The sequence below is a fragment of the Flavobacterium pectinovorum genome, from assembly GCF_900142715.1.
Taxonomy (GTDB): domain Bacteria; phylum Bacteroidota; class Bacteroidia; order Flavobacteriales; family Flavobacteriaceae; genus Flavobacterium; species Flavobacterium pectinovorum.
The window spans coordinates 79,579-101,396 of sequence record NZ_FRBX01000004.1 but is presented as its reverse complement, the minus strand read 5'-3'; the positions used below and the strand labels follow the sequence as shown (position 1 = coordinate 101,396).

Annotated in this window: 18 protein-coding genes and 1 tRNA gene; 10 read left to right on the top strand and 9 right to left on the bottom strand. The window is 32.7% G+C overall.

What is annotated here, in order from left to right:
- Nucleotides 1-125 precede the first annotated feature (125 nt).
- The 5 genes from BUE22_RS14050 (at nucleotide 126) to BUE22_RS14030 (ending at nucleotide 4,492) form a co-directional block, all read left to right on the top strand.
- Nucleotides 126-1,352: a bifunctional folylpolyglutamate synthase/dihydrofolate synthase gene (locus BUE22_RS14050; RefSeq protein ID WP_073395634.1), complete on the top strand. Its 1,227-nt coding sequence runs from the start codon at nucleotides 126-128 to the stop codon at nucleotides 1,350-1,352.
- Nucleotides 1,353-1,530: 178 nt separating this feature from the next.
- A tRNA-Val gene (locus tag BUE22_RS14045) sits at nucleotides 1,531-1,608 on the top strand.
- Between the two features lie 265 nt (nucleotides 1,609-1,873).
- A complete protein-coding gene (locus BUE22_RS14040) occupies nucleotides 1,874-2,281 on the top strand; it encodes a helix-turn-helix domain-containing protein (protein ID WP_073395631.1) in 408 nt (135 codons plus the stop codon).
- Between the two features lie 353 nt (nucleotides 2,282-2,634).
- A complete protein-coding gene (locus BUE22_RS14035) occupies nucleotides 2,635-3,534 on the top strand; it encodes an SDR family oxidoreductase (protein ID WP_073395628.1) in 900 nt (299 codons plus the stop codon).
- Nucleotides 3,535-3,577: 43 nt separating this feature from the next.
- The gene (locus tag BUE22_RS14030; RefSeq protein ID WP_073395626.1) at nucleotides 3,578-4,492 is read left to right on the top strand and encodes a helix-turn-helix domain-containing protein; all 915 of its coding nucleotides are present in this window, start codon (nucleotides 3,578-3,580) and stop codon (nucleotides 4,490-4,492) included.
- A 168-nt stretch (nucleotides 4,493-4,660) separates the two neighbouring features.
- Here BUE22_RS14030 and BUE22_RS14025 read toward each other — a convergent pair whose 3' ends face one another.
- Together BUE22_RS14025 and BUE22_RS14020 are read right to left on the bottom strand one after the other, a co-directional pair.
- A complete protein-coding gene (locus tag BUE22_RS14025) occupies nucleotides 4,661-5,368 on the bottom strand; it encodes a DUF6090 family protein (RefSeq protein ID WP_073395624.1) in 708 nt (235 codons plus the stop codon).
- Between the two features lie 41 nt (nucleotides 5,369-5,409).
- On the bottom strand, nucleotides 5,410-6,228 hold the full coding sequence (locus tag BUE22_RS14020; RefSeq protein WP_073395621.1) for a DUF5694 domain-containing protein: 819 nt from the start codon (nucleotides 6,226-6,228) through the stop codon (nucleotides 5,410-5,412).
- A 728-nt stretch (nucleotides 6,229-6,956) separates the two neighbouring features.
- Between BUE22_RS14020 and BUE22_RS14010 the strand changes: the two genes are divergently transcribed.
- Nucleotides 6,957-7,541, top strand: coding sequence for an HD domain-containing protein (locus BUE22_RS14010; RefSeq protein ID WP_073395616.1), 585 nt, complete (start codon nucleotides 6,957-6,959; stop codon nucleotides 7,539-7,541).
- A gap of 19 nt (nucleotides 7,542-7,560) precedes the next feature.
- Here BUE22_RS14010 and BUE22_RS14005 read toward each other — a convergent pair whose 3' ends face one another.
- The 3 genes from BUE22_RS14005 to BUE22_RS13995 all read right to left on the bottom strand — a co-directional run bounded on the left by BUE22_RS14005 (nucleotide 7,561) and on the right by BUE22_RS13995 (nucleotide 10,736).
- Nucleotides 7,561-7,812: an FUSC family protein gene (locus BUE22_RS14005; protein WP_073395613.1), complete on the bottom strand. Its 252-nt coding sequence runs from the start codon at nucleotides 7,810-7,812 to the stop codon at nucleotides 7,561-7,563.
- Nucleotides 7,813-7,893: 81 nt separating this feature from the next.
- Nucleotides 7,894-9,225 (bottom strand): sensor histidine kinase, encoded by a 1,332-nt coding sequence (locus BUE22_RS14000; RefSeq protein WP_073395610.1) that lies wholly within the window; start codon nucleotides 9,223-9,225, stop codon nucleotides 7,894-7,896.
- Between the two features lie 155 nt (nucleotides 9,226-9,380).
- A complete protein-coding gene (locus BUE22_RS13995) occupies nucleotides 9,381-10,736 on the bottom strand; it encodes a sigma-54-dependent transcriptional regulator (protein ID WP_073395607.1) in 1,356 nt (451 codons plus the stop codon).
- Nucleotides 10,737-11,213: 477 nt separating this feature from the next.
- Between BUE22_RS13995 and BUE22_RS13990 the strand changes: the two genes are divergently transcribed.
- Genes BUE22_RS13990 through BUE22_RS13975 form a run of 4 tightly spaced genes read left to right on the top strand, consistent with a single transcriptional unit; the run spans nucleotide 11,214 to nucleotide 19,214 of the window.
- Nucleotides 11,214-11,924 carry an ABC transporter ATP-binding protein gene (locus BUE22_RS13990; protein ID WP_084540261.1) on the top strand — a complete coding sequence of 237 codons (711 nt, stop codon included), beginning with the start codon at nucleotides 11,214-11,216 and terminating at the stop codon, nucleotides 11,922-11,924.
- Between the two features lie 4 nt (nucleotides 11,925-11,928).
- Nucleotides 11,929-14,340: an ABC transporter permease gene (locus BUE22_RS13985; protein WP_073395600.1), complete on the top strand. Its 2,412-nt coding sequence runs from the start codon at nucleotides 11,929-11,931 to the stop codon at nucleotides 14,338-14,340.
- A gap of 47 nt (nucleotides 14,341-14,387) precedes the next feature.
- A complete protein-coding gene (locus BUE22_RS13980) occupies nucleotides 14,388-16,796 on the top strand; it encodes an ABC transporter permease (RefSeq protein WP_073395597.1) in 2,409 nt (802 codons plus the stop codon).
- Entirely contained in the window at nucleotides 16,797-19,214 is a 2,418-nt protein-coding gene (locus tag BUE22_RS13975) for an ABC transporter permease (RefSeq protein WP_073395594.1), read from the top strand.
- Between the two features lie 109 nt (nucleotides 19,215-19,323).
- On the opposite strand, the gene BUE22_RS13970 is transcribed toward BUE22_RS13975, so the two are convergent.
- Genes BUE22_RS13970 through BUE22_RS13955 form a run of 4 tightly spaced genes read right to left on the bottom strand, consistent with a single transcriptional unit; the run spans nucleotide 19,324 to nucleotide 21,703 of the window.
- On the bottom strand, nucleotides 19,324-19,644 hold the full coding sequence (locus BUE22_RS13970; protein ID WP_042565784.1) for a MazG-like protein: 321 nt from the start codon (nucleotides 19,642-19,644) through the stop codon (nucleotides 19,324-19,326).
- A 3-nt stretch (nucleotides 19,645-19,647) separates the two neighbouring features.
- Nucleotides 19,648-20,562 (bottom strand): helix-turn-helix domain-containing protein, encoded by a 915-nt coding sequence (locus BUE22_RS13965; protein WP_073395591.1) that lies wholly within the window; start codon nucleotides 20,560-20,562, stop codon nucleotides 19,648-19,650.
- Nucleotides 20,546-20,884 carry a hypothetical protein gene (locus tag BUE22_RS13960; RefSeq protein ID WP_073395588.1) on the bottom strand — a complete coding sequence of 113 codons (339 nt, stop codon included), beginning with the start codon at nucleotides 20,882-20,884 and terminating at the stop codon, nucleotides 20,546-20,548. The genes BUE22_RS13965 and BUE22_RS13960 overlap by 17 nt, the downstream gene beginning before the upstream one ends.
- Before the next feature lie 12 nt (nucleotides 20,885-20,896).
- Nucleotides 20,897-21,703, bottom strand: coding sequence for an SDR family oxidoreductase (locus BUE22_RS13955; RefSeq protein ID WP_073395585.1), 807 nt, complete (start codon nucleotides 21,701-21,703; stop codon nucleotides 20,897-20,899).
- Nucleotides 21,704-21,818 lie beyond the last annotated feature (115 nt).

Below are 21,818 nucleotides of genomic sequence, written 5' to 3'. Positions count from 1 at the left end.
AATTCTTGTTTTTAATAATTAATTCTAAAAAATATTTCAATTTTGCATTAAAGATAATTTCACTGTAATATTAAACTAAAAAAACCGTAAATTATTTCAATCGACAACTATTTTATCCAAATATAATGAACTATCAGGAAACAACAAATTGGATGTTTAACCAATTGCCCATGTATCAACTTCTGGGTGCTTCGGCTTATAAAGAAGATTTAACCAACATTAAGTTGCTTGCGGCGCATCTTGATAATCCACAAAATCAATTAAAGTGTATTCATGTTGCCGGAACAAATGGTAAAGGTTCTACGTCGCACATGCTGGCTTCGGTTTTGCAGGAAGCGGGATATAAGGTTGGATTGTATACTTCGCCACATTTAAAAGATTTTAGAGAAAGAATAAAAATCAACGGAAACGATATTTCTGAAGATTTTGTGATTGAATTCGTAGCCAAACATAAAGACTTTTTTGAAGCAAATGATATGAGTTTCTTCGAAATGTCGGTTGGTTTAGCTTTTGATTATTTTGCTGCCGAAAAAACAGATATTGCCATTATCGAAGTAGGTTTGGGCGGAAGATTGGATGCTACGAATATCATAACGCCTTTGGTTTCAGTAATTACCAATATTGATTTGGATCACATGCAATTTTTAGGAAACACAACGACAGCAATTGCAGGAGAAAAAGCCGGAATTATTAAACCGAATGTTCCCGTTGTAATTGGAGAATATACAGAGGAAACAGAAGCTGTATTTTTAGCCAAAGCAAAAGAAAACGATGCACCAATTTATTTTGCTGCCGATTTGATTTCGGGCGTTTTTCCTTCTGATTTATTGGGGGATTATCAGTTTCACAATAAAAAAACGGTTCAGCAGGTTGTTGTTGTTTTAAACTCACAAACCGATTTTAAAGTTTCGATTGATAATCTAAAAAGCGGTTTATTAAATACCATAAAAAATACCGGTTTACAAGGAAGATGGCAACAGCTTGGAGAAAACCCAAAAATAATCTGCGATACGGCGCACAATAAACATGGTTTGGCGGTTGTAATGAATCAGATTCAGAAAGAAACTTTTAAAAACCTGCATATTGTTTTGGGAGTTGTAAACGATAAGGACCTTGATTCTATCTTACCGCTTTTTCCTCAGAAAGCGCAATATTATTTCTGCAGACCAAATTCGTCGCGAGGATTAAGTACTGAAATTCTCCAGGATGCAGCCAAAAAGTATAATTTGTTTGGAGAAAAATACGAATCGGTTGAGCTCGCTTTCGCGGAAGCAAAGAAAAATGCCTCCCAAAATGATTTTATCTATGTTGGAGGAAGCACTTTTGTTGTTGCTGAATTGCCTTTGAACTGAGGAAAAGGAAATTTGCAGCAAAAAGTTTAAAAAAATCATTTTAATAACAAATTCATAAACAGCAAGATATAATTAATTTAAAAAAAAGTTTTCTTTTTTATTCTATTTTCTTTGCAGAACTCAAAAACTAGCGTATATTTGCACTCGCAATCACAAACGATAGCAACCTAGTAAAATAGGGCGATTAGCTCAGCTGGTTCAGAGCACCTCGTTTACACCGAGGGGGTCGGGGGTTCGAACCCCTCATCGCCCACCAAGAAACTCCTTAAGAAATTAAGGAGTTTTTTTTATGTCTTTATTTTTCTTCCACAAAGTATTTGTCATTTCGACCAAAGGGAGAAATCACAAAAGAATCTCTACAAAGATTGGCGATTTTCGTTGCGGAGTTACTTGTGAAGATTTCTCGTTCCTCGAAATGACAAGATTGTGTACATATCTTTGTCTAAGATTTATCTGTGAAATTCAGGATTTTTAATCCAAATGGTTTTATCTTTGAGCCTGTAGAAAAATTGATATTCATTATGGAACAGAAAATACATCAGGGAAGAAACGTAAAACGCTTCAGAGAAATGTTAGGCATCAAACAAGAAGCATTGGCTTTTGATCTGGGAAATGATTGGAATCAGAAGAAAATTTCTATGCTGGAACAAAAAGATGTAATTGAAGATAATATTCTTAATCAAATCTCGCACGCATTAAAAATTCCTGTGGAAGCTTTTCAGAATTTTGATGAAGAGCAAGCAGTAAATATTATTTCTAATACTTTTTCAGATTTTAAAGATGGAGCTTCTGCAATTAACATTCATCCAACATTTAGCCCTGTAAAAGAGGTTTTAAAACTTCACGAAGAAAAGATTGCTTTATACGAGCGTATGCTGAAAGAGAAAGATGAAATGATGGCAAGGCTTGAAAAATTATTGAATAAATAACTACAATTAAACGATATATTAATTCAAAAAAGAGACTTCCGGGTCTCTTTTTTGTTTTACGAAGAAAAGATAAAGTTGAATATCTCGAAAAAATAATAAAAGGGAAATAAACTTTTCAAAAAACAAAAACTCCTTAAGACATTAAGGAGTTTTTGTTATGTCTTGTTTCTCGTAGATTTTGCGTTCACGAGCGAAACACTCACACCAGCAGGCGAAAGATTATCCATTTTTTTTGATATATAAGACATCCTTTTTTCCTCATTTAATTAAATTTTTCGGCTACAAGAAAATACTTTTCGGCTACAAGAGTACATAAACGAAATCTGAACTTTGCTTCATTAAATTATATCAAAATGAAAGTATTTGTTACAGGCGCTACAGGTTTTATAGGAACTGCCGTAGTACAGGAATTATTAGCCAATGGACACCAGGTTTTGGGATTGGCTCGTTCGGAAGAATCGGCAAACAAATTGATTGCCGCCGGCGCAGAAGTACAGCGCGGAGATTTAAACGATTTTGAAAGTTTGAAATCAGGAGCTATCGCTTCAGATGCAGTGGTTCACTTAGGATTTGTTCACGATTTTACAAGATTTGAGGAAATGTGTACACTTGATGGAAAAGTGATTGAAACAATAGGCGAAGCTTTATTGGGAACAGACAAACCTTTTCTCATAACTTCAGGAACGGCACTTTTTTCAAAAGACGGAATCACAACTGAAAAAGATCTTTCTGCAAACAATCCACATCCCAGAATTGCAACAGAAAATGCAGCTGATGCCGTAGCCGCAAAAGGCGTGAAAGTTGCCGTTGTAAGACTCTCTCCATCTGTTCACGGCAAGGGAGATGTAATTGGTTTTGTTCCAACCTCGATTAATATTGCAAAAGAAAAAAGAAAAGCTGCGATTATTAATGGTGGCAGTAATTTATGGCCTGCTGTTCACAGATTAGATGCAGCAAAATTGTACCGATTAGCTTTGGAAAAACCTTTCGTAAGCGGAACAAGATATCACGCAGTTGCAGAACAGGGAATTCCGTTTAAAGACATTGCAGCTTTTATTGCTGAAAAATTGCAGATTCAGGTTGTTTCGCTAACAAACGATGAAGCAGCAGAACATTTCGGCTGGTTTGCACATTTTGCAAAGCTTAATAATCCTACTTCAAGCGAAGAAACTAAGGCGGCATTAGGCTGGAATCCTCAACACCCAACTTTGATGGAAGATTTGCAAAATGTTTATTTCTCTGAGGTAGAATAGTCTGTACCTTTATATTCACTAAATTTGATTAAATAATAAAACGATGTCTGATTCGCCGATAAGAATAAAAACAATCTCTCAATTCCATACTTTGCGTGGTTTGCCAAAGCCGAAACATCCGCTCATCAGTGTGATAAATTTTGAAGATATGGCGGTGGCTTTGGAAAGTGGAAAGCAGAGTTTGATATTTGATTTTTATATGATTTCTGTCAAAAGAGATATGAATCATAAATATAGATACGGGCAGCAGGATTACGATTTTGATGAAGGCGTGATGTTTTGTATGGCTCCAAATCAGATTCTGAGCATCGTCCGGGAAGAGCACGGCAAAAATCCGTCTGGATGGATGATGATGATTCACCCGGATTTTCTTTGGAATACGCCAATGGCAAGCACAATCAAGAAATATGAATTCTTTGATTATTCTGTTAATGAAGCATTATTTTTATCTGAAGATGAGGAAATAAAAATCCAGCAAATCACTGATAATATCAAGCAGGAATATCAAACCAACATTGACAAATTCAGTCAGAACATTATTATTTCTCAGCTGGAAACGCTTTTGAATTATTCTGAAAGATTTTATCAGCGACAGTTTATTACACGACACAAAGCGCATCATCAATTTTTAGAAAAATTAGAAATCCTGCTTAATGATTATTACGAAAGAGATGATTTCAAAACAAAAGGATTGCCGAGCGTTCAATATCTCGCTGATGAATTCAATATGTCGCGGCATTATATGCGAGGCCTTTTGAAAACTTTGACCGGAAAAACCACTCAGCAACACATCCACGAAAAACTGATTGAAAAAGCCAAGGAAAAACTTTCCACAACAGAACTTTCTGTAAGTGAAATTGCTTATGAATTGGGATTTGAACATTCTCAGTCTTTCAGTAAATTATTTAAGGCTAAAACTGATATTTCGCCCTTGGAATTCAGGAAGTCGTTTAATTAAAATTTCGAAAGTTATTTTTAAGTCTTCTTTATTTCAGTAAGTTTTATTTACAAGAACAAAAAACTCCTTAATTTCTTAAGGAGTTTTTTGTTCTTGTAAATTCTCTTTATGTTCATGAGGGGGTACGCTCGCGCCAGCAGGCAAAACCACGGACGGTGTGTGCCGTTTTTATTTATTCAACTCTTTTTCAATATCTTTAATAAGTTCAACTGCTAGTGGTTTTGTGTTTTCATTATAAACCCTTATGTTATTCTTACCTAGTTTGACAAGAAATTCGATTGTCTTTTTAAATTTTGGGTCAGAATATAATTTTTCTTCTGGTTTATCTGCATTTTCTATCATTTTATCAAAACACTTAAACAGAAAATCATTGTACATTTTATCAACTTCGTCTTGTGCCGGTACAAATATTTGGTAATAAGTTAACATTTTCTGTTTTAATTTTTCGTCTTCAATGTAGCCAATTTTACCACTTGATTTAAAACCTTCATAATTACCAATATTCATTGTATGACCATGTGAATGAATTGGAAAATTAACCTTATTTTTAGACTTGTAAATACTGTCAAGTTGAAGAGGCGTTAATGCTAAAATTTTTTCATAGGCTATGTTTGACTTTTGGTAGGCTTCCTTTTCATTGTCGATGTTTTGTATGTCAATCTTTAAATCATTCTTTAAATTAACTAGAAACACAGATACCTCTTCTTGTTGATGCCTGTGTTCACTCCAGCTGTGCAACCCTATTGAAAGTGTTACTGCAAAAACGATTATGCATATTTCTATAATGATTTCTTTTACTTTCTCTCCCAATGTGTGTTCTGAATTTTTCACAGTTTTATAAATTTTTTCTGAATGTTTGGTTATTTCTTCTTGCATATTTTGGTTTTGTAATTTTAAATCTATCTATTCGTGGCAGTTTATTTTAGTACGCTATTTACTTCAATAACTTCAAAGTCGTCATTATTTTGTAACAGGTGTTTTAAAATCGGAATATGGCCTTGTCCAAATATTAGTATAACGTATTTGTCATTTGCATTTATTTGAGTTATTACATTAGAATAAATTGCTAAATTCCTCAAGTACCAATCAGACACTGCTTCTGCACCAATATAATTTTCTCCTGCTCCAACTTTTGCAATATATTTTAAGTACAATGATAAATTTTTCTGCAAAAGTTCTTTTTTGTTTATATATTTTAGTACTTCGGTTATTGAATTTCGTTTTACTATATTATCGAATTCAAGTTTTAAGTTATTTGCATTAGTACCTAATTCTTTTAATAAATACAACTGATTTTTTTCTTTAGCAGTTACAGAAAGTAAACTGTCATGTTTCATTCCATAAAAAATATCTACACAATTTATCTCTTTTAAATTTAATTTTTTAGCTAATCTAAAACCAATTTGCTCTCGCTCAGAAACGGTTAACTTATACTTATTTTGTAAATACGCCTTATACAAACTATCAATTTGCTTTTGCTCCTTAAGTGGCTTTTCTATCATCACTTTATCAGCATTTGTTTGTTTTAAAATTCCAGTCAATTCTTCCAGTTCTTGTTGTCTTTTGGGAGCTAAAAAATCGTCTGTTTTTAATTCATGTGCATCTAAATGAGGCGTTTCGAAGTGAATTGTCCCGATTAATAAAATTTTGGTTTTATGTTTAGATCCTTGTCCAAAAGCTGTGGTTGCTAATAAAAGTGTAATTAAAAATGTAGAAATTGTTTTAATGAAAGTCATTTTTTTAGTTTGGTTTTATCATTATAAATAGCCTCAATAAAGGCTAATTAGGACTTATTTTATTCATAAACTGAATTTTTATTTAAAAGCGAATATAAGACTATTTGTACAACGTTTTATTAATTTTTTAAATACTATATAAAAAAAATTAACATTTCTATTAGAAAGTTTCTTCAAATCCTGCATGAAATGATTTCATAAATAGTTCCGTAAGAACCACCAGAAAAGTCCTTAAGAAAATTAAGGTTTTTTGCTTATATTTTTTTTAGTTCCGCATCAATACAGATTGCTATGCGGTTGATAATCTTATAAAATAAAAAACACTCATAACCAGCGATTTTGACAAAAATTGAGTAAATTTAAACAACATTTCAAAAACATAAAATCATGATTAAATTTTGGTTAATTACAATTTTGATCTTTATCATTTCAACATTTATACTTGCGAAATTAACTTTAAAATCAAACCGGGAAGAAACTGGCGAAAGAATTTGGCGATTTGGGTATGGAAGATCTACTTATTGGCGTCTTCTAACTTTGTGCAGTATTGGAATAACTATCGCACTAATTTTTATATTTCATTGGATAGGAGTTCCTATTGTATAGAATCAACCGGAAAAACAACTTATTAAAGAATACATATTTCGAAAACTACTCCATTACTTAATAATAATTCCAAATATTTTTGTATTTTACCATAAACATAAAAGCCTTAATTTATTATACATATGGAAAAACAAAAATATTGGTCAATAGATGAAATCCAGGAAATTTGGCAGCTAGCTTCGAAATTACATAATGGACAAAAATATGGTGGCCTCAAGGATGGAGAACAAGTTGAATATATAAATCATATTGGAAGTGTTGTCTTTGAAATTCTAAATGCTATTCAATCAACAGAAAATATGAATTCTGGTTTAGCTATCAAATGCGCAATTCTACACGATACAATTGAAGACACTGCAGCGACCTATGAAAAAATAAATGAACTTTTTGGTCATGAAGTTGCCAGTGGAGTTCTTGCTCTTACAAAAAATGATAAAATCGAGGGGCAAATTGAAAAAATGCTTGACAGTTTAAAAAGAATTAAAGAGCAACCTGTAGAAATTTGGGCGGTTAAAATGGCCGATCGAATTTCAAATTTGTATCAACCTCCATATTATTGGGAAGACGAAAAAAAGTTAAAATACATAGAAGAAGCTGAAATCATACTCGATGAATTAAAAGACGGAAACCAATATTTGGCTGAAAGATTAAAAACTAAAATTAAAGAATATTATCGTTTTCTAAGTACTTCTGAAATTAACTCGTGAGGACAACAAGATCTATTATTTATTTCAAACCTCGCTCCTTCAAAAGATTTTCTAATTCTTCTTTCTCGTATTTTGAATTGTTAATCAATTTATAAGCAAGAAACAAAGGAATCAGCGTAAGAAATCCCCATGTATTTTTTACAACACTATAAAATACAACTCCAATCAAAAAACCAATTAGAAAAGCGTTAGTAATTGAAGCTGATTTTCTTTTTTTTGCCTCTTGTAATAATTCCTGGTCTGTTAAATCTGATAGTGGTTTTTTATCCATTGGTTATTTGTTTATCATAAATAGCTTTTAATCAAGCTAATATAATAAAAAAAATATTACAATTAATTCAAATTAAAATACTTATTCAACCAAACAAATCTCAAAAACAGTTCTCCCCTCTTCCGTTTTAAACGAAATATAACCGCCGTGTGCTTCGATAATATTTTTTGATAAAGTCAAACCAATTCCGGCTCCTTCATTTCTGGTGGTAAAAAACGGAAGGAAAATTTTGTTTTCGATTTCCTTTTCGATTCCGGTTCCACTATCTGAAATTTTAATAAAAATTCTGTTTTCTTTGGCTTCCGCCGAAATGATAATCTGTTTTAATTCGGCATTTTTTACAGCGTAAATACAATTGGTCAGCAAATTGATCAAAACTTGTTCTACTTGCTGTGAATCGACATTTATCCAACGTTTAAACGCTATGTTACTTAAAACTTCAATCTGATTTTCCTTAAATAACGGATTCATGATTTGTAAACAATTATCTATCAAGTCTTGTAATTCTATTTCTTCTTTTTTAGGCGAAGGCAGCATGGCGAGTTTTCGATACCCTTCTACAAATTTTTGCAAATGGTCACTTCTTCTTAACATCGTTTCAACGCTGTTTTTAATATCTTCCAAATCTTCTGCAGACAAAGAATCCTGTTCGACTAAATCCTGCAGATTCTGGCAAATAGAACGAATTGGCGTTATCGAATTTAAAAGTTCATGCGAAATCACTTTCATCAAATTTACCCAGGCATCTTTCTCTTTTTTCTCGACCACATTCTGAATCGAATCTAGCAAAACAATAAAATAATCTTTCTCGAAAATTTCTGTTCTCGAAGCTTGTAAAACAAACGTTTGTTTATTCTGTTCGTTAATACTGATTTCTATAGATGTTTTTATTTCCTGAAAATTATCTTCTTCAATAATTTCACATAACGAAGGCAATTGATTTTTGAGGTATTTCCACTTTGAAACTTTTGGAACATTAAACTGTTTGGAGAAATATTCATTCATTAAAAAAACATTCCAATCTGAGTCTTGTTTTTGCAAAATGATGATTCCCGTTTCGATATTATTTAGAATCGAACGGTAAATTATATCTTTTGAAACCTGTTCGTTTTGCTTGTTTTTTAATGTGTCGTATAAATGAAATAAATCATCATAACTTCTATTGAATTTATGCTTGGTAAAATCAGATGTAAAATCATTTTGCAAGATCGAAGAGATGGTTTTATCGTAAAGCAAAACAAAATTCCGAACATAAAAATACATTTCGCGAATGAGTAAAAAAACAATAAAAAGACCAAATACGCCCGTAAAAATCAAATCGATTTTAAAAAAGTAAATCGAAATTTCTATCGCTGCAATAATTAGAATTAATCGTATAAACAAAAGTTTATAGGTTTGAAATGTTTTAAACATATTTTTAAAATTAAAAATCCTGAACTGTAATTTTTCTCATAACTATGCTACCATCTGGACACAAATATTATAAATCAATTTTAAACACAAATTTCACAAACTAAAATTAGTGTCTATTCGTGTTTGTTTTTATACTTATGTGATTTATTTTTAAATTACAACTCATCTGTTTTGATATTATATTTCTCTAAACGTCGATACAAAGAACCACGTGACAATCCTAATTCATCGGCGGTTTTGCTGATATTACTATTGTGTTTCAACAATGCTTTTTCGATTGTCGTTTTTTCTATAGAAGAAAGCTGAATATCATCCGGATTTTCATCGTAAAGAGTTACGGTTTCGAGATCTAAATCAGAAACTGTGATTTTGTTGTTTTCACAAAGAATAACGGCGCGTTCAATTTTATTTTCCATTTCGCGGATGTTTCCATTCCAGGCGTGTTTTTCAATTTGTTCCAATACTTTTTTATCGAATGTAATTTCATCTCTGTCGTATTTTTCGATCATTTTTTCCAGAAGATATTCGGCCAACGGAATTTTATCCGCGTTTCTTTCTCGCAACGGCGGCAGAATAATTTCCATCGTATTAATACGATAATATAAATCTTCCCTGAAGTTTTTATCGGCAACTTCCAGTTTTAAATTCAAATTAGTTGCCGTAATAATGCGTACATTCAAAGATCTGGGTTTAGTTTCTCCCAGTCTTGTTACTGTTTTGGTTTGAATAACCTGCAATAGTTTAGATTGCAAATGCAGCGGAACATTTCCTATTTCATCCAGAAAAATAGTTCCGTTTTGCGCCATTTCAAAGCGTCCGGGAGTATCAACTTTTGCATCTGTAAAAGCGCCTTTTGCGTAACCGAATAATTCGCTTTCGAAAATATTAGAATTTAGAGATCCTAAATCAACCGCAATAAATGGATTATTTTTCCTTTCCGATTGAGAATAAATATGATGCGCGAGAACAAATTTTCCGGTTCCGTTTTCTCCCAGAATTAAAACATTAGCATCGGTTTTTGCTACTTTATCTCCCAGAGAATACGCTTTTTTTATATTATCAGAAGTTCCTATAAAGAAGTCATTCTGTATTTCAACATTCTTATCTTTTTTCTGTTCTTTTCTGGATTTATCAACGGCTTGTTTTACAGATTCGAGTAGTTTTTTGTTTTCCCAGGGTTTCAGTATATAATCAAAAGCACCCGATTTTAAACCTTCGACAGCCGTTTCAACTTTTCCAAAAGCGGTCATTAAAATCACAATAGTTTTTGGCGAAAGCGTTTTTATTTCTTTTAATAAATACAAACCTTCCCTTCCATCTTCAAAACCTATTCTGTAATTCATGTCTAACAAAACGACATCGATGGCTTTGTTAGACAATAATTCGATAACATTTTTGGGATTATTAAGTGTATAAATGTTTTCAAAATACTTTTTCAGAAACACTTTCGACGCAAAAAGGATGTCCTCCTGATCGTCGATGATTAATATTGAGGCATTTGTCTTTTTCATTTTTGTTCGGTTTTGGACGAAAGCTGTCCACTAATGGACACTTCTGGTTTTTTATAAAAAATAAAAACGTAAAAATAAGGTAGTTACAATCTTTAATTTTTTGGCACGAAAATCACATTTAGACTAACAAATCATCAAATATGTGAACCATTATTGCTGGTAAAAGTAACAAAATTTGATAGCTAACAACTATATTGTTAATTATCTTAATTTCGGGCCTGTTTCTATTACTTCGGCAATAAAAAATACATTGGGTGTAATTAATAAAAAAGTATCAAACACATAGAAACATAGGTTTTTCTTTGACTAAAAGAAGATTAAAAGAAACTTGTTTCTAACCCATAGTTATGGCTATGTGAATTTAAACAAGTGAAATGCCTTTTTTGAGCATGCAAAATCTATGTTTCTATGTGTTTAAAACAAATTAAACCCGGCGGGTAAAAAAATCATTAAAATCATCAATCTAAAACAACAATTATGATCAAGATTAACAAACTTTCAAAAATTTTCAGAACCGAAGAAGTAGAAACAAATGCATTAAGCGAAATTTCATTAACCATAAACGAAGGCGATTTTGTCTCAATTATGGGACCATCCGGAAGCGGAAAATCAACTTTATTAAATATTATCGGATTGTTGGACAGCGCTTCGGGAGGAAGTTATCAATTGTTAGGTCAGGAAATGATTGGCTTAAAAGAAACATTAAAGTCTAAAGCCAGAAAAGAAAACATTGGATTTATTTTTCAGAATTTTAATTTAATTGATGAATTGTCTGTTTTTGATAATATCGAATTGCCTCTTATTTACAATGACGTCCCGGCTTCTGAAAGAAAGAAAAAAGTACAGAATATCGCCAATATATTAGGTATTTCGCATCGACTAAAACATTATCCGCAACAACTTTCCGGCGGTCAGCAACAACGTGTGGCGGTTGCAAGAGCTTTAATTAACGATCCGAAAATTATTCTTGCCGATGAACCAACGGGGAATCTGGACAGTAAAAACGGAAATGAAGTAATGGAATTATTGACTGATCTTCATGCTGGCGGCGCCACGATTTTAATGGTGACGCACTCAGATTACGATGCTTCATTCTCTCAAAAAACGATTTTAATGAAAGACGGAATTATTCTTTCTGAAAAAATAAACAATAGAAATGTCGATGTTTTGGTAACTTCTAAAAACTAGAATAATGCTAAAAAACTGGACAAACATATTTATATACCACATCAAGAACAATAAGCTTTTTACAGCTTTGAATGTTTTGGGTTTGAGTATTGGAATTGCAGGATTGATTTTTGCAATTTTGTATTGGAATGATGAACACTCATACGATCAGTGGAATCCCGAAAAAGATAAAATCTATTCGGTTATGAATAATCTTGGCGGAGGTAATATCTGGGCTGTATCTTCTGCAATTCCTGCTCCTATTTTAAAATCGACCACATCTTACTTAGATGAATATTGCTATTTTAGAACCAATTACTCGAAGCAAACGATACAATATCACGGAAAAACAGAATTAGTTGATAAGATTTTAACGGCACAAAGCAGTTTCTTTTCTTTTTTCCCTTTTGAATTTATCCGTGGTAATGCAAAAAGCGCTATTCACGATCGCAACAGCATTGCTCTTTCTGAAGAAACAGCTTCACGTCTGTTTAAAGACGAAAATCCGATGGGGAAACAAGTCAGATATGCTGAACGAATTTTCGTGGTTCGTGGAGTATATCGATTAAACGAAAAATCTTCGGTGATGCCATCTGCAGTTACAACGGTAATAGAAGATGATTTAGAAAAAAACAGAGAAAGCTGGGGGTTGAATTACGGATTAATGCTTAAGCTAAAAAATGCAAGAGATACAACCGCTGTCATTAAAAAACTGGATCAAATCTTTCTTGAAGAAAACTATAAAAAACAGGCAAAGGCAGAAGGTTTAGATCTTGAGTCGTTCATAAAAAGATACGGAGAACCTATTAAAGCACAGTTGTTACCGCTTACAAGTGCAAGACTATATAACGGAAACACCCCGTTTGCGGAAGGAAGTGCCAATGTGATTTTTTTGCGAATATTGATAGGTTTATCCATACTTATTTTGTTATTATCGATTGCCAATTACATTAATCTGGCAACTGCAAATGCTGTAAAACGTGCGAAAGAAGTTGGGGTACGAAAAATTGTTGGCGCCTCAAAATTGCAAATCATTATGCAATTTGTATTTGAAACTATATTAATTACGCTGTTTTCTGTATTGATTGCATTGGTAATTGTAGAACTTTCATTACCTTTTTACAACGCTTTATTAAACAAAAATCTTATTCTTTTAGGAAATCAATTCTATGTTCAATTAGTATTAGTTTTCATTCTTGTTGTTTTTGTTTCTGGTGTTATTCCTGCCATCTACATCTCAAATTTTGAAGTGCTGAAAGTTTTAAAAGGAAACTTTTCGAGAAGCAAAAGCGGTATATGGCTTCGTAACGGAATGCTCGTATTACAATTTGCTATTGCCACATTTTTTATCATTGGTTCTTTTATCGTATATCAACAGGTAAATTTTATGGCCGAAAAAGATTTGGGCTTTAAAGGAGCGCAGGTTATAGACATTTCATTTAAGTCTAAAAAAGGAAAAGGACAGTTTGAAAGATATAAGGCAATTCAACAGGAACTTCAAAAAATTACCGGTGTCGAAGCTGTTTCTGCCGCATCATTTTCTATTGGAGGTATAGAAAATTCATGGGCTGGTTTACACTACAAAACACACCAGGAAGTTATAACGCAGCAAATGGGTATTGATTTTGGAATACTGAAGCTTCTGGGTATTCAAGTGATAAAAGGACGTGATTTAAGAGAAGAGATTTCTTCAGACACCATTTCAAATGTTTTATTAAATGAAACTGCAGCAAAAACATTAATGGAAAAAGACCCGTTAAACAAGATCATAAATTGGCAGGATGGCAATTATAAAGTTGTCGGGATTGTAAAAGACTTTAATTTTTTTGGTCTTGAAAATAAAATTGGTCCAATGATTTTCTATCACATTAAAGCACAATCATGGAGTCAAAGTGAAATGCATACAATCTCAGTCAAAATTTCATCAAATGATATGCCTCAAACCATTGATAATATTGGAAAGTTCTGGAAAACAAAAGTCGATTCCGAATATCCGTTTGAATATGCTTTTGTAGATAAAAACTTTGCCAGATCGTATAAAAAATATGAAAACCAAAGAGATTTATTTGCTTTATTAAACATTGTAGTAATCCTAATTGCCGTTTTCGGACTGTTTGCTTTGGCTTCTTTTTCTATGGAAAGAAGATTACGGGAAATTGCCATCAGAAAAACGCTTGGTGCGGAAACCAATACTTTACTGAAAGGATTATCCAAACAATATGTGATTTTCTGCATTATTGGATTTCTAATCGGAATACTGCCGGCTTACCTTTTATTGCAAAAATGGCTGGAGAATTTTGCCTTTAGAATCGATATTCCTTTGCTTCCATTTTTTGCTGCATTTGTTTGTTTGATGTTTTTGACCTTAACCATTGTTTTGGCAAAAGCGTATCAGGTGACTAAAATTGATGTTTTGAGATATCTGAAATATGAATAAAAAAAGACAATTTTCTTCTTTTTATTCTTAACGCTACAACTAAAACTATGATACTTAACTGGATAAACATATTTATATACCACATTAAAAACAATAAGCTTTTTACAGCTTTGAATATTCTGGGCTTAAGTATTGGAATTGCGGCCTTAATTTTTGCGATTTTGTATTGGAACGATGAACATTCTTATGATAAATGGAATGCTTCAAATGATAAAACATTTATCGTGATGAATGATTTGGGAGAAGGTAATATCATGGCTGCAAACTCTGCTATTCCTGCACCGGCTATAAAATCAACCACTCCGTATTTAGAAAATTATTGTTATTTCAATACTTATTACACAAAAGAAACAATACAATACAATGGAAAAATAGAGTTAGTCGATAAACTATTTTCGGCCCAAAAGAGTTTCTTTTCTTTTTTTCCATTTGAATTCAAATACGGTGATGCAAAAAGTGCACTTCACGATCCGCAAAGCATTGTTTTTTCTGAAGAAACAGCCTTTCGTTTATTTAAGAATGAAAACCCCGTTGGCAAACAAGTAAAATATGCTGACAAATTATTTGTTGTTCGCGGTGTTTATCGAATACCCGGAAAATCAGTTGTAATGCCGAATGCAGTTACGAACATTATTGAAGAAGACCTGGAACATCTTAAAGACCATTGGGGTTTTAATTTTGGTTTAATCTTAAAACTAAAAAAGAAAAACGATGCAGGACTTGTCATTAAAAGTATGGAACAATTGTTTATCGAAAAAAACTACAAAAGGCAGGCAAGAAAAGAAGGAATGACCCTTGAAGCTTTTATAAAAAAGTTCGGTGAACCCTTCAAAGTTAAATTACTTCCGTTTGAAAACTCAAGGCTTTATAAAGGAAATTATCCGTTTCCGGAAGGGACAGGAAACCTTCAGTTTTTACAAATATTAATGGCGCTGTCTATTTTAATTTTAATATTATCGATTGTAAACTATATCAACTTAGCCACGGCGAATGCCATAAAACGCGCAAAAGAAGTAGGCATCAGAAAAATTATTGGCGCTACAAAATTGCAAATTGTGTTTCAGTTTGTATTTGAAGCTGCATTGATTACCTTATTTGCTATATTATTGGCACTTGTAATCGTCGAAATTTCTTTGCCTTTTTACAATCAATTTTTAAACAAAGAATTAATTCTGGCCGGATCACAATTTTACCTACAGCTCGTTTTAATCTTCATCGTCGTGATTTTTGTTTGTGGAGTCTTTCCGGCAGTTTACATTTCAAATTTTGCAGTTTTAAATGTTTTAAAAGGAAATTTTTCCCGCAGTAAAAGCGGGATATGGATTAGAAACAGCATGCTTGTTATACAATTTTCGATTGCTGCTTTTTTTATTATCGGTTCTTTTATCGTCTACCAACAGGTCAATTTTATGGTAGAAAAAGATTTAGGTTTTAAAGGATCTCAAATCATGAATATCGCTTTTAGGGAACAAAAAGGCAAAGGTAAATTTGAGCAATACAAAAGCATCCAACAGGAAATACAAAAAATTAACGGTGTCGAAGCCGTTTCTGCCGGAGCATTTTCTATTGGAGAAAACGAAATTTCAAGAGGGGGTTTATTTTATAACAATAAAGTGACAGTAATTCAGCAAATCGGGTTTGATTTTGGAATGCTGGAAATGTTGGGAATAAAAGTTATAAAAGGAAGATCGCTCACGGATAAACTGGCATCCGATACTATTTCTAATGTTTTACTGAATGAAGTAGCAGCCAAAACTTTGCAGGAAAAAAATCCTTTGGATAAAATAATCGGCTGGAATGGCGAAAAATATAAAGTTGTGGGAATCGTTAAAAACTTCCATTATTCTGGTTTAGACAATGAAATTAATCCCATGATTTTATTTCATATAAATACTCAGAAATGGACGCAAGGCAATATAGAATACGTTTCTGTAAAGCTTTCGCCAAAAGACATTCAGAAAACTATTGCTTCACTAAAGAATTTTTGGTCTAAAAAAGTGGATTCAGAATATCCTTTCGAATACAATTTTGTGGATAAAAATTTCGCCAAAACTTACAAAAAGTATGAAGACCAAAGAAATTTATTTGCTCTGTTGAATGTGGTTGTAATTCTAATTGCCGTTTTCGGATTGTTTGCCTTGGCATCGTTTTCTATGGAAAGAAGATTTAAAGAAATCGCTATTAGAAAAACCCTTGGCGCTGACACCAATATTTTACTGAAAGAACTTTCTAAACAATATGTGGCTTTCTGCATTATCGGATTTTTAATCGGAATTATTCCAGCTTATATTTTATTAAAAAACTGGCTCGAAGATTTTGCCTTTCGCATCGACATTCCAATTTTACCTTTTATTCTTGCCTTTGTGTCTTTACTATTCCTGACACTTGCCGTTGTTTTGGCAAAAGCATACCAAGTAACAAAAGTTGATATCCTGAAATATTTAAAATACGAATAAATGATACTAAACTATATCAATATATTTATTTACCGATTAAAGCACAACAAGCTTTTCTCATTCTTAAACATGTTAGGATTGTCAATTGGTATATCCGGATTAATTTTCGCGTTGCTTTATTGGAACGACGAACAAAATTACAACGACTGGAATCCTGAAAAAGACAATGTTTATCAGGTTTTGATTCAACTAAGCGATATGCCGGCATGGTCAGATTGTGCCTTATTCCTGAAACCTGCGTTGGATGAAGATCCAAATATCGAAACTATAATGTATGCGGACAGTTGGTATCAAAAGGATAAAATTATTTATAACGGAAAAAAGGAATTTGTAGATAAAATTATCAATGTCGAACAAAATTTCTTTTCTTTTTTTCCTTTCAAAATTATTCAGGGCGATGCGATTTCAGCCATAAAAGATGATTCCAGCATTGCTATTTCAGATATTACGGCTAAAAGAATTTTTGGAAATGAAAATCCCATTGGAAAACAAATAAAATGCTTTGACCAGTTGTTTTCAGTGCGGGCGGTGTATCATATTCCCGGCAATTCTTCGATTGCGCCAAATGCCATCATCAATAAAATGAAGGAACTGACAACTTCCGGACACATAAATCCGTTTATTTTAAAGTTATTATTAAAAGTAAAAGACCCGTCAAAAGTTGATCTTACAAGAAAGAAACTCGAAAGAATTTACAACCACGATTTTATTACGCGACTTTCCAAAGAAGCAGGTTTTACTCCCAAAGAGATGGCTAAAAAAGTAGGTTATTTTAACGTTGTTCTTGAGCCATTGTCAAAAGCCAGATTACATTCGATTGCAGACGGATATCCTGAAACACGGGGAAATTATCAGTTTTTAATGATCATGATGGGGTTATCCGTTTTAATTCTCACTTTATCGATTGTTAATTACATCAATCTCGCAACTGCAAATGCCGTAAAGCGTGCTAAAGAAGTTGGAATACGCAAAATTTCGGGTGCATCTAAAAGTAATATTATTGTACAATTTCTTTTTGAAACGGTTTTAACCACGAGTTTTTCTATTTTACTGGCATTAGTAATTGTAGAACTGACTTTGCCGTATTACAACAACTTTTTAAACAAAAACATTGCACTTCTTGCCAGTCAGTTTTACATACAATTGATATTGATTTTTATCATTACAATTTTGACAGCAGGATTATTTCCGGCCATTTATGTGTCCAATTTCGAAACTTTTAAAGTTCTGAAAGGAAATTTCGAAAGAAGCAAAAACGGAATCTGGCTTCGCAACGGAATGCTTATTTTTCAATTTGCAATTGCGGCCTTTTTTATAATTGGTTCTCATATCGTTTATCAGCAAATTCAATATTTACAGAATAAAGATCTCGGTTTTAAAGGTGATCAGGTTCTTACAATTCCATTAAATATTCCGTTGGCAGAATATACATCTGAAAATGCAGAACAAACCATTTCTGCTAAATACAATACTTTAAAACAGGAATTGGGCAAAATTAAAGGTGTTGAACAAATTTCAACCGGACTTATTTGTTTTGATGGATCTGATAACTCGATTTCACCCGTTCTTTATAACAATGAACTTTTTAAAGAAAGAGGTATCGCTATAGACTATGGTTTACTTGAAATGCTGAATGTTAAAATGAAAGAAGGCAGAAATTTCGATAGAAAATTAGCTTCGGATACGGTTAATTCGGTTATAATAAATGAAAGTGCTTTAAATTTAATGAAGCTTAAAAATCCTATTGGGAAAGAACTTCTGATACGCGATCAGAAATTAAAAATCATTGGTATTGTTAAAGATTTTAATTTACTGAGCCCGGAATTAAAAGTGCCGCCAATTGTTTTCTATCACATTAAAACCTTTAATATGGCGCACAACATCAACAGGGTTTACATAAAAGTAAAATCTGACAATCTGGAAACTACGATTAAAAGTATTGAAAAATTATGGGCAAAAGTGGATACCGAATATCCTTTTCGATATGATTTTGTTGACAAAGAATATGCGAGAACTTACGAATCTTATATTAAGCAAAAGAACTTGTTTTCATTACTGAATATCGTCGTAATCCTAATTGCACTTTTTGGTTTATTTGCGGTTGCCTCTTATTCGATACAAAGACGAATGAAAGAAATCGCCATCAGAAAAACACTTGGCGCCGAAACAAATGTGCTGTTGAAAGAACTGTCGAAACAATATGTTTTGTATTGTATTGTTGGTTTTTTAATTGCGCTGTTTCCTGTTTATTATTTGTTGAATAAATGGCTGGAGAATTTTGCTTTTAGAATCGACATTAGCATAATTCCTTTTATTTTAGGATTTGTTGTGTTATTAATTCTAACTTTAATCATTGTGCTTTCAAGAGCTTATGCAGCAACAAAAACTGATATTTTGAAATATTTAAAATACGAATAAAAATCATCTTACTATTTATAATCTTAATTCATTAAAACAAAAAACTCCATTATTACTAATGGAGTCTTTTGTTTTGTTTATGTAAATCAAAGAAAATCAATCAAACGTATTACTCAAACAATTCTTCTGTTTTGGTTAAAAACTCTTGAGTTGCTTCTTCAATATTAATGTTCATTCTTTCTGCCAAAACGGTAAGCCACCAAATAGACTCTCCTAATTTATGTTTTAGTTCTTCTTCTGTATTTGCTTTTGGCCATCTTCCTTGCTGCGACATTACGTGGCGCCCCACTAAACCTGCATCGGTTAAAAAAGCCAATGCATCTTCTTCAACCGTCCATTCGCTACCGTGATGTGTAAGTTCCAATTCTCGGTATTTTGCTCTTATTTTTAAAGAACGTTCTTTTAATTGTTCAAAATTTATTGATGCCATAATTTAATTTTTATTGAATAATTCCTGAAACGCAACCGGACTTATATTCGTTTTTTTCTTGAATAATTTATTGAACGATTGTGGATGTTCAAACCCAAGTTTATATGCAATTTCAGAAATCGATAAAATTCCTTTTGCAATGTATTCTTTTGCTTTTTCGATCAGTTTATCATGAATAAACTGCTGCGTATTTTGTCCAGAAACACTTCGCAATAAATCGCTCAAATATCTTGATGACAATTGCAATTCATCTGCCACAAATTGTACCGTTGGTAAACCATTTTCAAGCGGTTTTTCGGTATTAAAATAATCTTCGAGCAGGTTTTCCAGTTTCGAAAGCACATCGTTATTAACCGCTTTTCGTGTAATAAACTGTCTGTTGTAAAACCGATTGCTGTAATTAAGCAACAATTCTAATTGCGAGATAATTACATCCTGACTAAAATTGTCAATTCGCTGATCGAGTTCGTCCTGAATATTAGCAAAAACCGCCAGAATTGTTTCCTTTTCTTTCTCTGACAAATACAAAGCTTCGGCAGCAGAATACGAGAAAAAACCATACTTTTTAATATTTTCATTTAAAGTATAAGGCCGAATAAAATCAGGGTGAATATTAAGCGACATTCCGCTATAATCCGCTTCTTCTTCCTGCATCTTTAAAATTTGTCCTGGTGCCACAAACGACATTCCGCCTTCTTCAAAATCATAAAAACCATATCCGTATCGCAATTTTCCAGAGAAATTTGTTTTAAAAGATATCTTGTAAAAATCTAAAATGATTCCCTGCTCAAAATCCTTAGGGTCAAAAATCGCTTTGCCATAATCCAAAACACTAATCAGCGGATGCATTGGTTTTGGCTGTCCCATCGCTTTATGCAGTTCTGATATGGACTGGAATATTTTAGGCTGATTTTTCATTTTTAGCAATACTATTGTACAAATTTACAAAATGTTCTACTGGCGCAATATTCCAGCTTACAGAACTTTGATCGATCATATCATGTACGACCGAATCGCTCAACTCTGTCATTAATTTATGCATTGCGTTTGTGCCGTCTTCGGTGCTGTCCCAAACGAGCATATCGTAAACAACACCTTTTTTTAATTCGAAAATAGTTCTCGAACAAAATCCATTTTGACGTTTTAAAAATGCATCGATTTCTGCATTGGCCTCAATAAATTGTTGTGTTGTAAAACCATTTAGTTTAAAAGTAGTCAATTCTATTGCTTTATTTTTCATCTGATTTCGAAATTAAAAAGTAAACATTGTTTTGATATTTTGCACCTGAGTTTCGGCACCCAATTTCAAACGCTCATCGTATAAAGCGTTTGCGTCGTTTCCGGCAACATATCGCAATTGAGTTTTATTATCGGTCGCTGCTTCGTAAATAATTTGGGCAACATCTTCGGCTTTTGTATAATTGCTAATTTGCTCTTCACTATAGCCTTTACTTACTTCAGCTGTTAGTTTTTCATACGCTTCATGTTGCCCACCATCCATAGATCTTGTCGTAAAATCGGTTTGCATTCCGCCAGGTGCGACTACTTTTACCTGAATTCCGAATTGCACTAATTCAGAAGCCAAACTTTCAGAGAAACCATCAACCGCAAATTTGGTAGCGCTGTAAATAGAGCAAGTCGGAAAACCCATTAATCCAAAAGTCGACGTTATATTAATAAACGTTCCACTTTTCTTTTCACGAAAGTGAGATACAAAAGCCTTAGAAACTTTAATAACTCCCAACAAATTGGTCTCGATTTGACGCTCGATTTGTTCCTCATTCAAAGATTCTAAAGCGCCAATTAAACCATAACCCGCATTGTTCAGCACAACATCAACCGAATATTTCTCTGTAACATTTTTGATAGTAGATTTTATTTGTTCCGAATTTGAAACATCAAGCGGAAGCAGAATTACGTTTTTTAATTGATTTAATTCCGTTTCCTTTTCCGGATTACGCATTGTAGCAATTACCTGCCAGCCTTTGCTTTGAAATAATTTTGCTGTTGATTTTCCTAATCCTGATGAAGCTCCTGTAATAAAAATTGTCTTTTGCATTTTTAATTGTTTTAAAATTATAATGCAAAGATCAGCCGAAGTATAAAGTAAGAATTAGCCATTTTGGAGTTTGCATTAGCCAAAATGACGAGCATACAAAAACTCCATTATTGCT

What these genes read in the sequence shown, in the direction of transcription:
- BUE22_RS14050 (WP_073395634.1), top strand. Translation starts at nt 126, where the DNA reads ATGAACTATCAGGAAACAACAAATTGGATGTTTAACCAATTGCCCATG.
- BUE22_RS14040 (WP_073395631.1), top strand. Translation starts at nt 1,874, where the DNA reads ATGGAACAGAAAATACATCAGGGAAGAAACGTAAAACGCTTCAGAGAA.
- BUE22_RS14035 (WP_073395628.1), top strand. Translation starts at nt 2,635, where the DNA reads ATGAAAGTATTTGTTACAGGCGCTACAGGTTTTATAGGAACTGCCGTA.
- BUE22_RS14030 (WP_073395626.1), top strand. Translation starts at nt 3,578, where the DNA reads ATGTCTGATTCGCCGATAAGAATAAAAACAATCTCTCAATTCCATACT.
- BUE22_RS14025 (WP_073395624.1), bottom strand. Translation starts at nt 5,368, where the DNA reads ATGCAAGAAGAAATAACCAAACATTCAGAAAAAATTTATAAAACTGTG.
- BUE22_RS14020 (WP_073395621.1), bottom strand. Translation starts at nt 6,228, where the DNA reads ATGACTTTCATTAAAACAATTTCTACATTTTTAATTACACTTTTATTA.
- BUE22_RS14010 (WP_073395616.1), top strand. Translation starts at nt 6,957, where the DNA reads ATGGAAAAACAAAAATATTGGTCAATAGATGAAATCCAGGAAATTTGG.
- BUE22_RS14005 (WP_073395613.1), bottom strand. Translation starts at nt 7,812, where the DNA reads ATGGATAAAAAACCACTATCAGATTTAACAGACCAGGAATTATTACAA.
- BUE22_RS14000 (WP_073395610.1), bottom strand. Translation starts at nt 9,225, where the DNA reads ATGTTTAAAACATTTCAAACCTATAAACTTTTGTTTATACGATTAATT.
- BUE22_RS13995 (WP_073395607.1), bottom strand. Translation starts at nt 10,736, where the DNA reads ATGAAAAAGACAAATGCCTCAATATTAATCATCGACGATCAGGAGGAC.
- BUE22_RS13990 (WP_084540261.1), top strand. Translation starts at nt 11,214, where the DNA reads ATGATCAAGATTAACAAACTTTCAAAAATTTTCAGAACCGAAGAAGTA.
- BUE22_RS13985 (WP_073395600.1), top strand. Translation starts at nt 11,929, where the DNA reads ATGCTAAAAAACTGGACAAACATATTTATATACCACATCAAGAACAAT.
- BUE22_RS13980 (WP_073395597.1), top strand. Translation starts at nt 14,388, where the DNA reads ATGATACTTAACTGGATAAACATATTTATATACCACATTAAAAACAAT.
- BUE22_RS13975 (WP_073395594.1), top strand. Translation starts at nt 16,797, where the DNA reads ATGATACTAAACTATATCAATATATTTATTTACCGATTAAAGCACAAC.
- BUE22_RS13970 (WP_042565784.1), bottom strand. Translation starts at nt 19,644, where the DNA reads ATGGCATCAATAAATTTTGAACAATTAAAAGAACGTTCTTTAAAAATA.
- BUE22_RS13965 (WP_073395591.1), bottom strand. Translation starts at nt 20,562, where the DNA reads ATGAAAAATCAGCCTAAAATATTCCAGTCCATATCAGAACTGCATAAA.
- BUE22_RS13960 (WP_073395588.1), bottom strand. Translation starts at nt 20,884, where the DNA reads ATGAAAAATAAAGCAATAGAATTGACTACTTTTAAACTAAATGGTTTT.
- BUE22_RS13955 (WP_073395585.1), bottom strand. Translation starts at nt 21,703, where the DNA reads ATGCAAAAGACAATTTTTATTACAGGAGCTTCATCAGGATTAGGAAAA.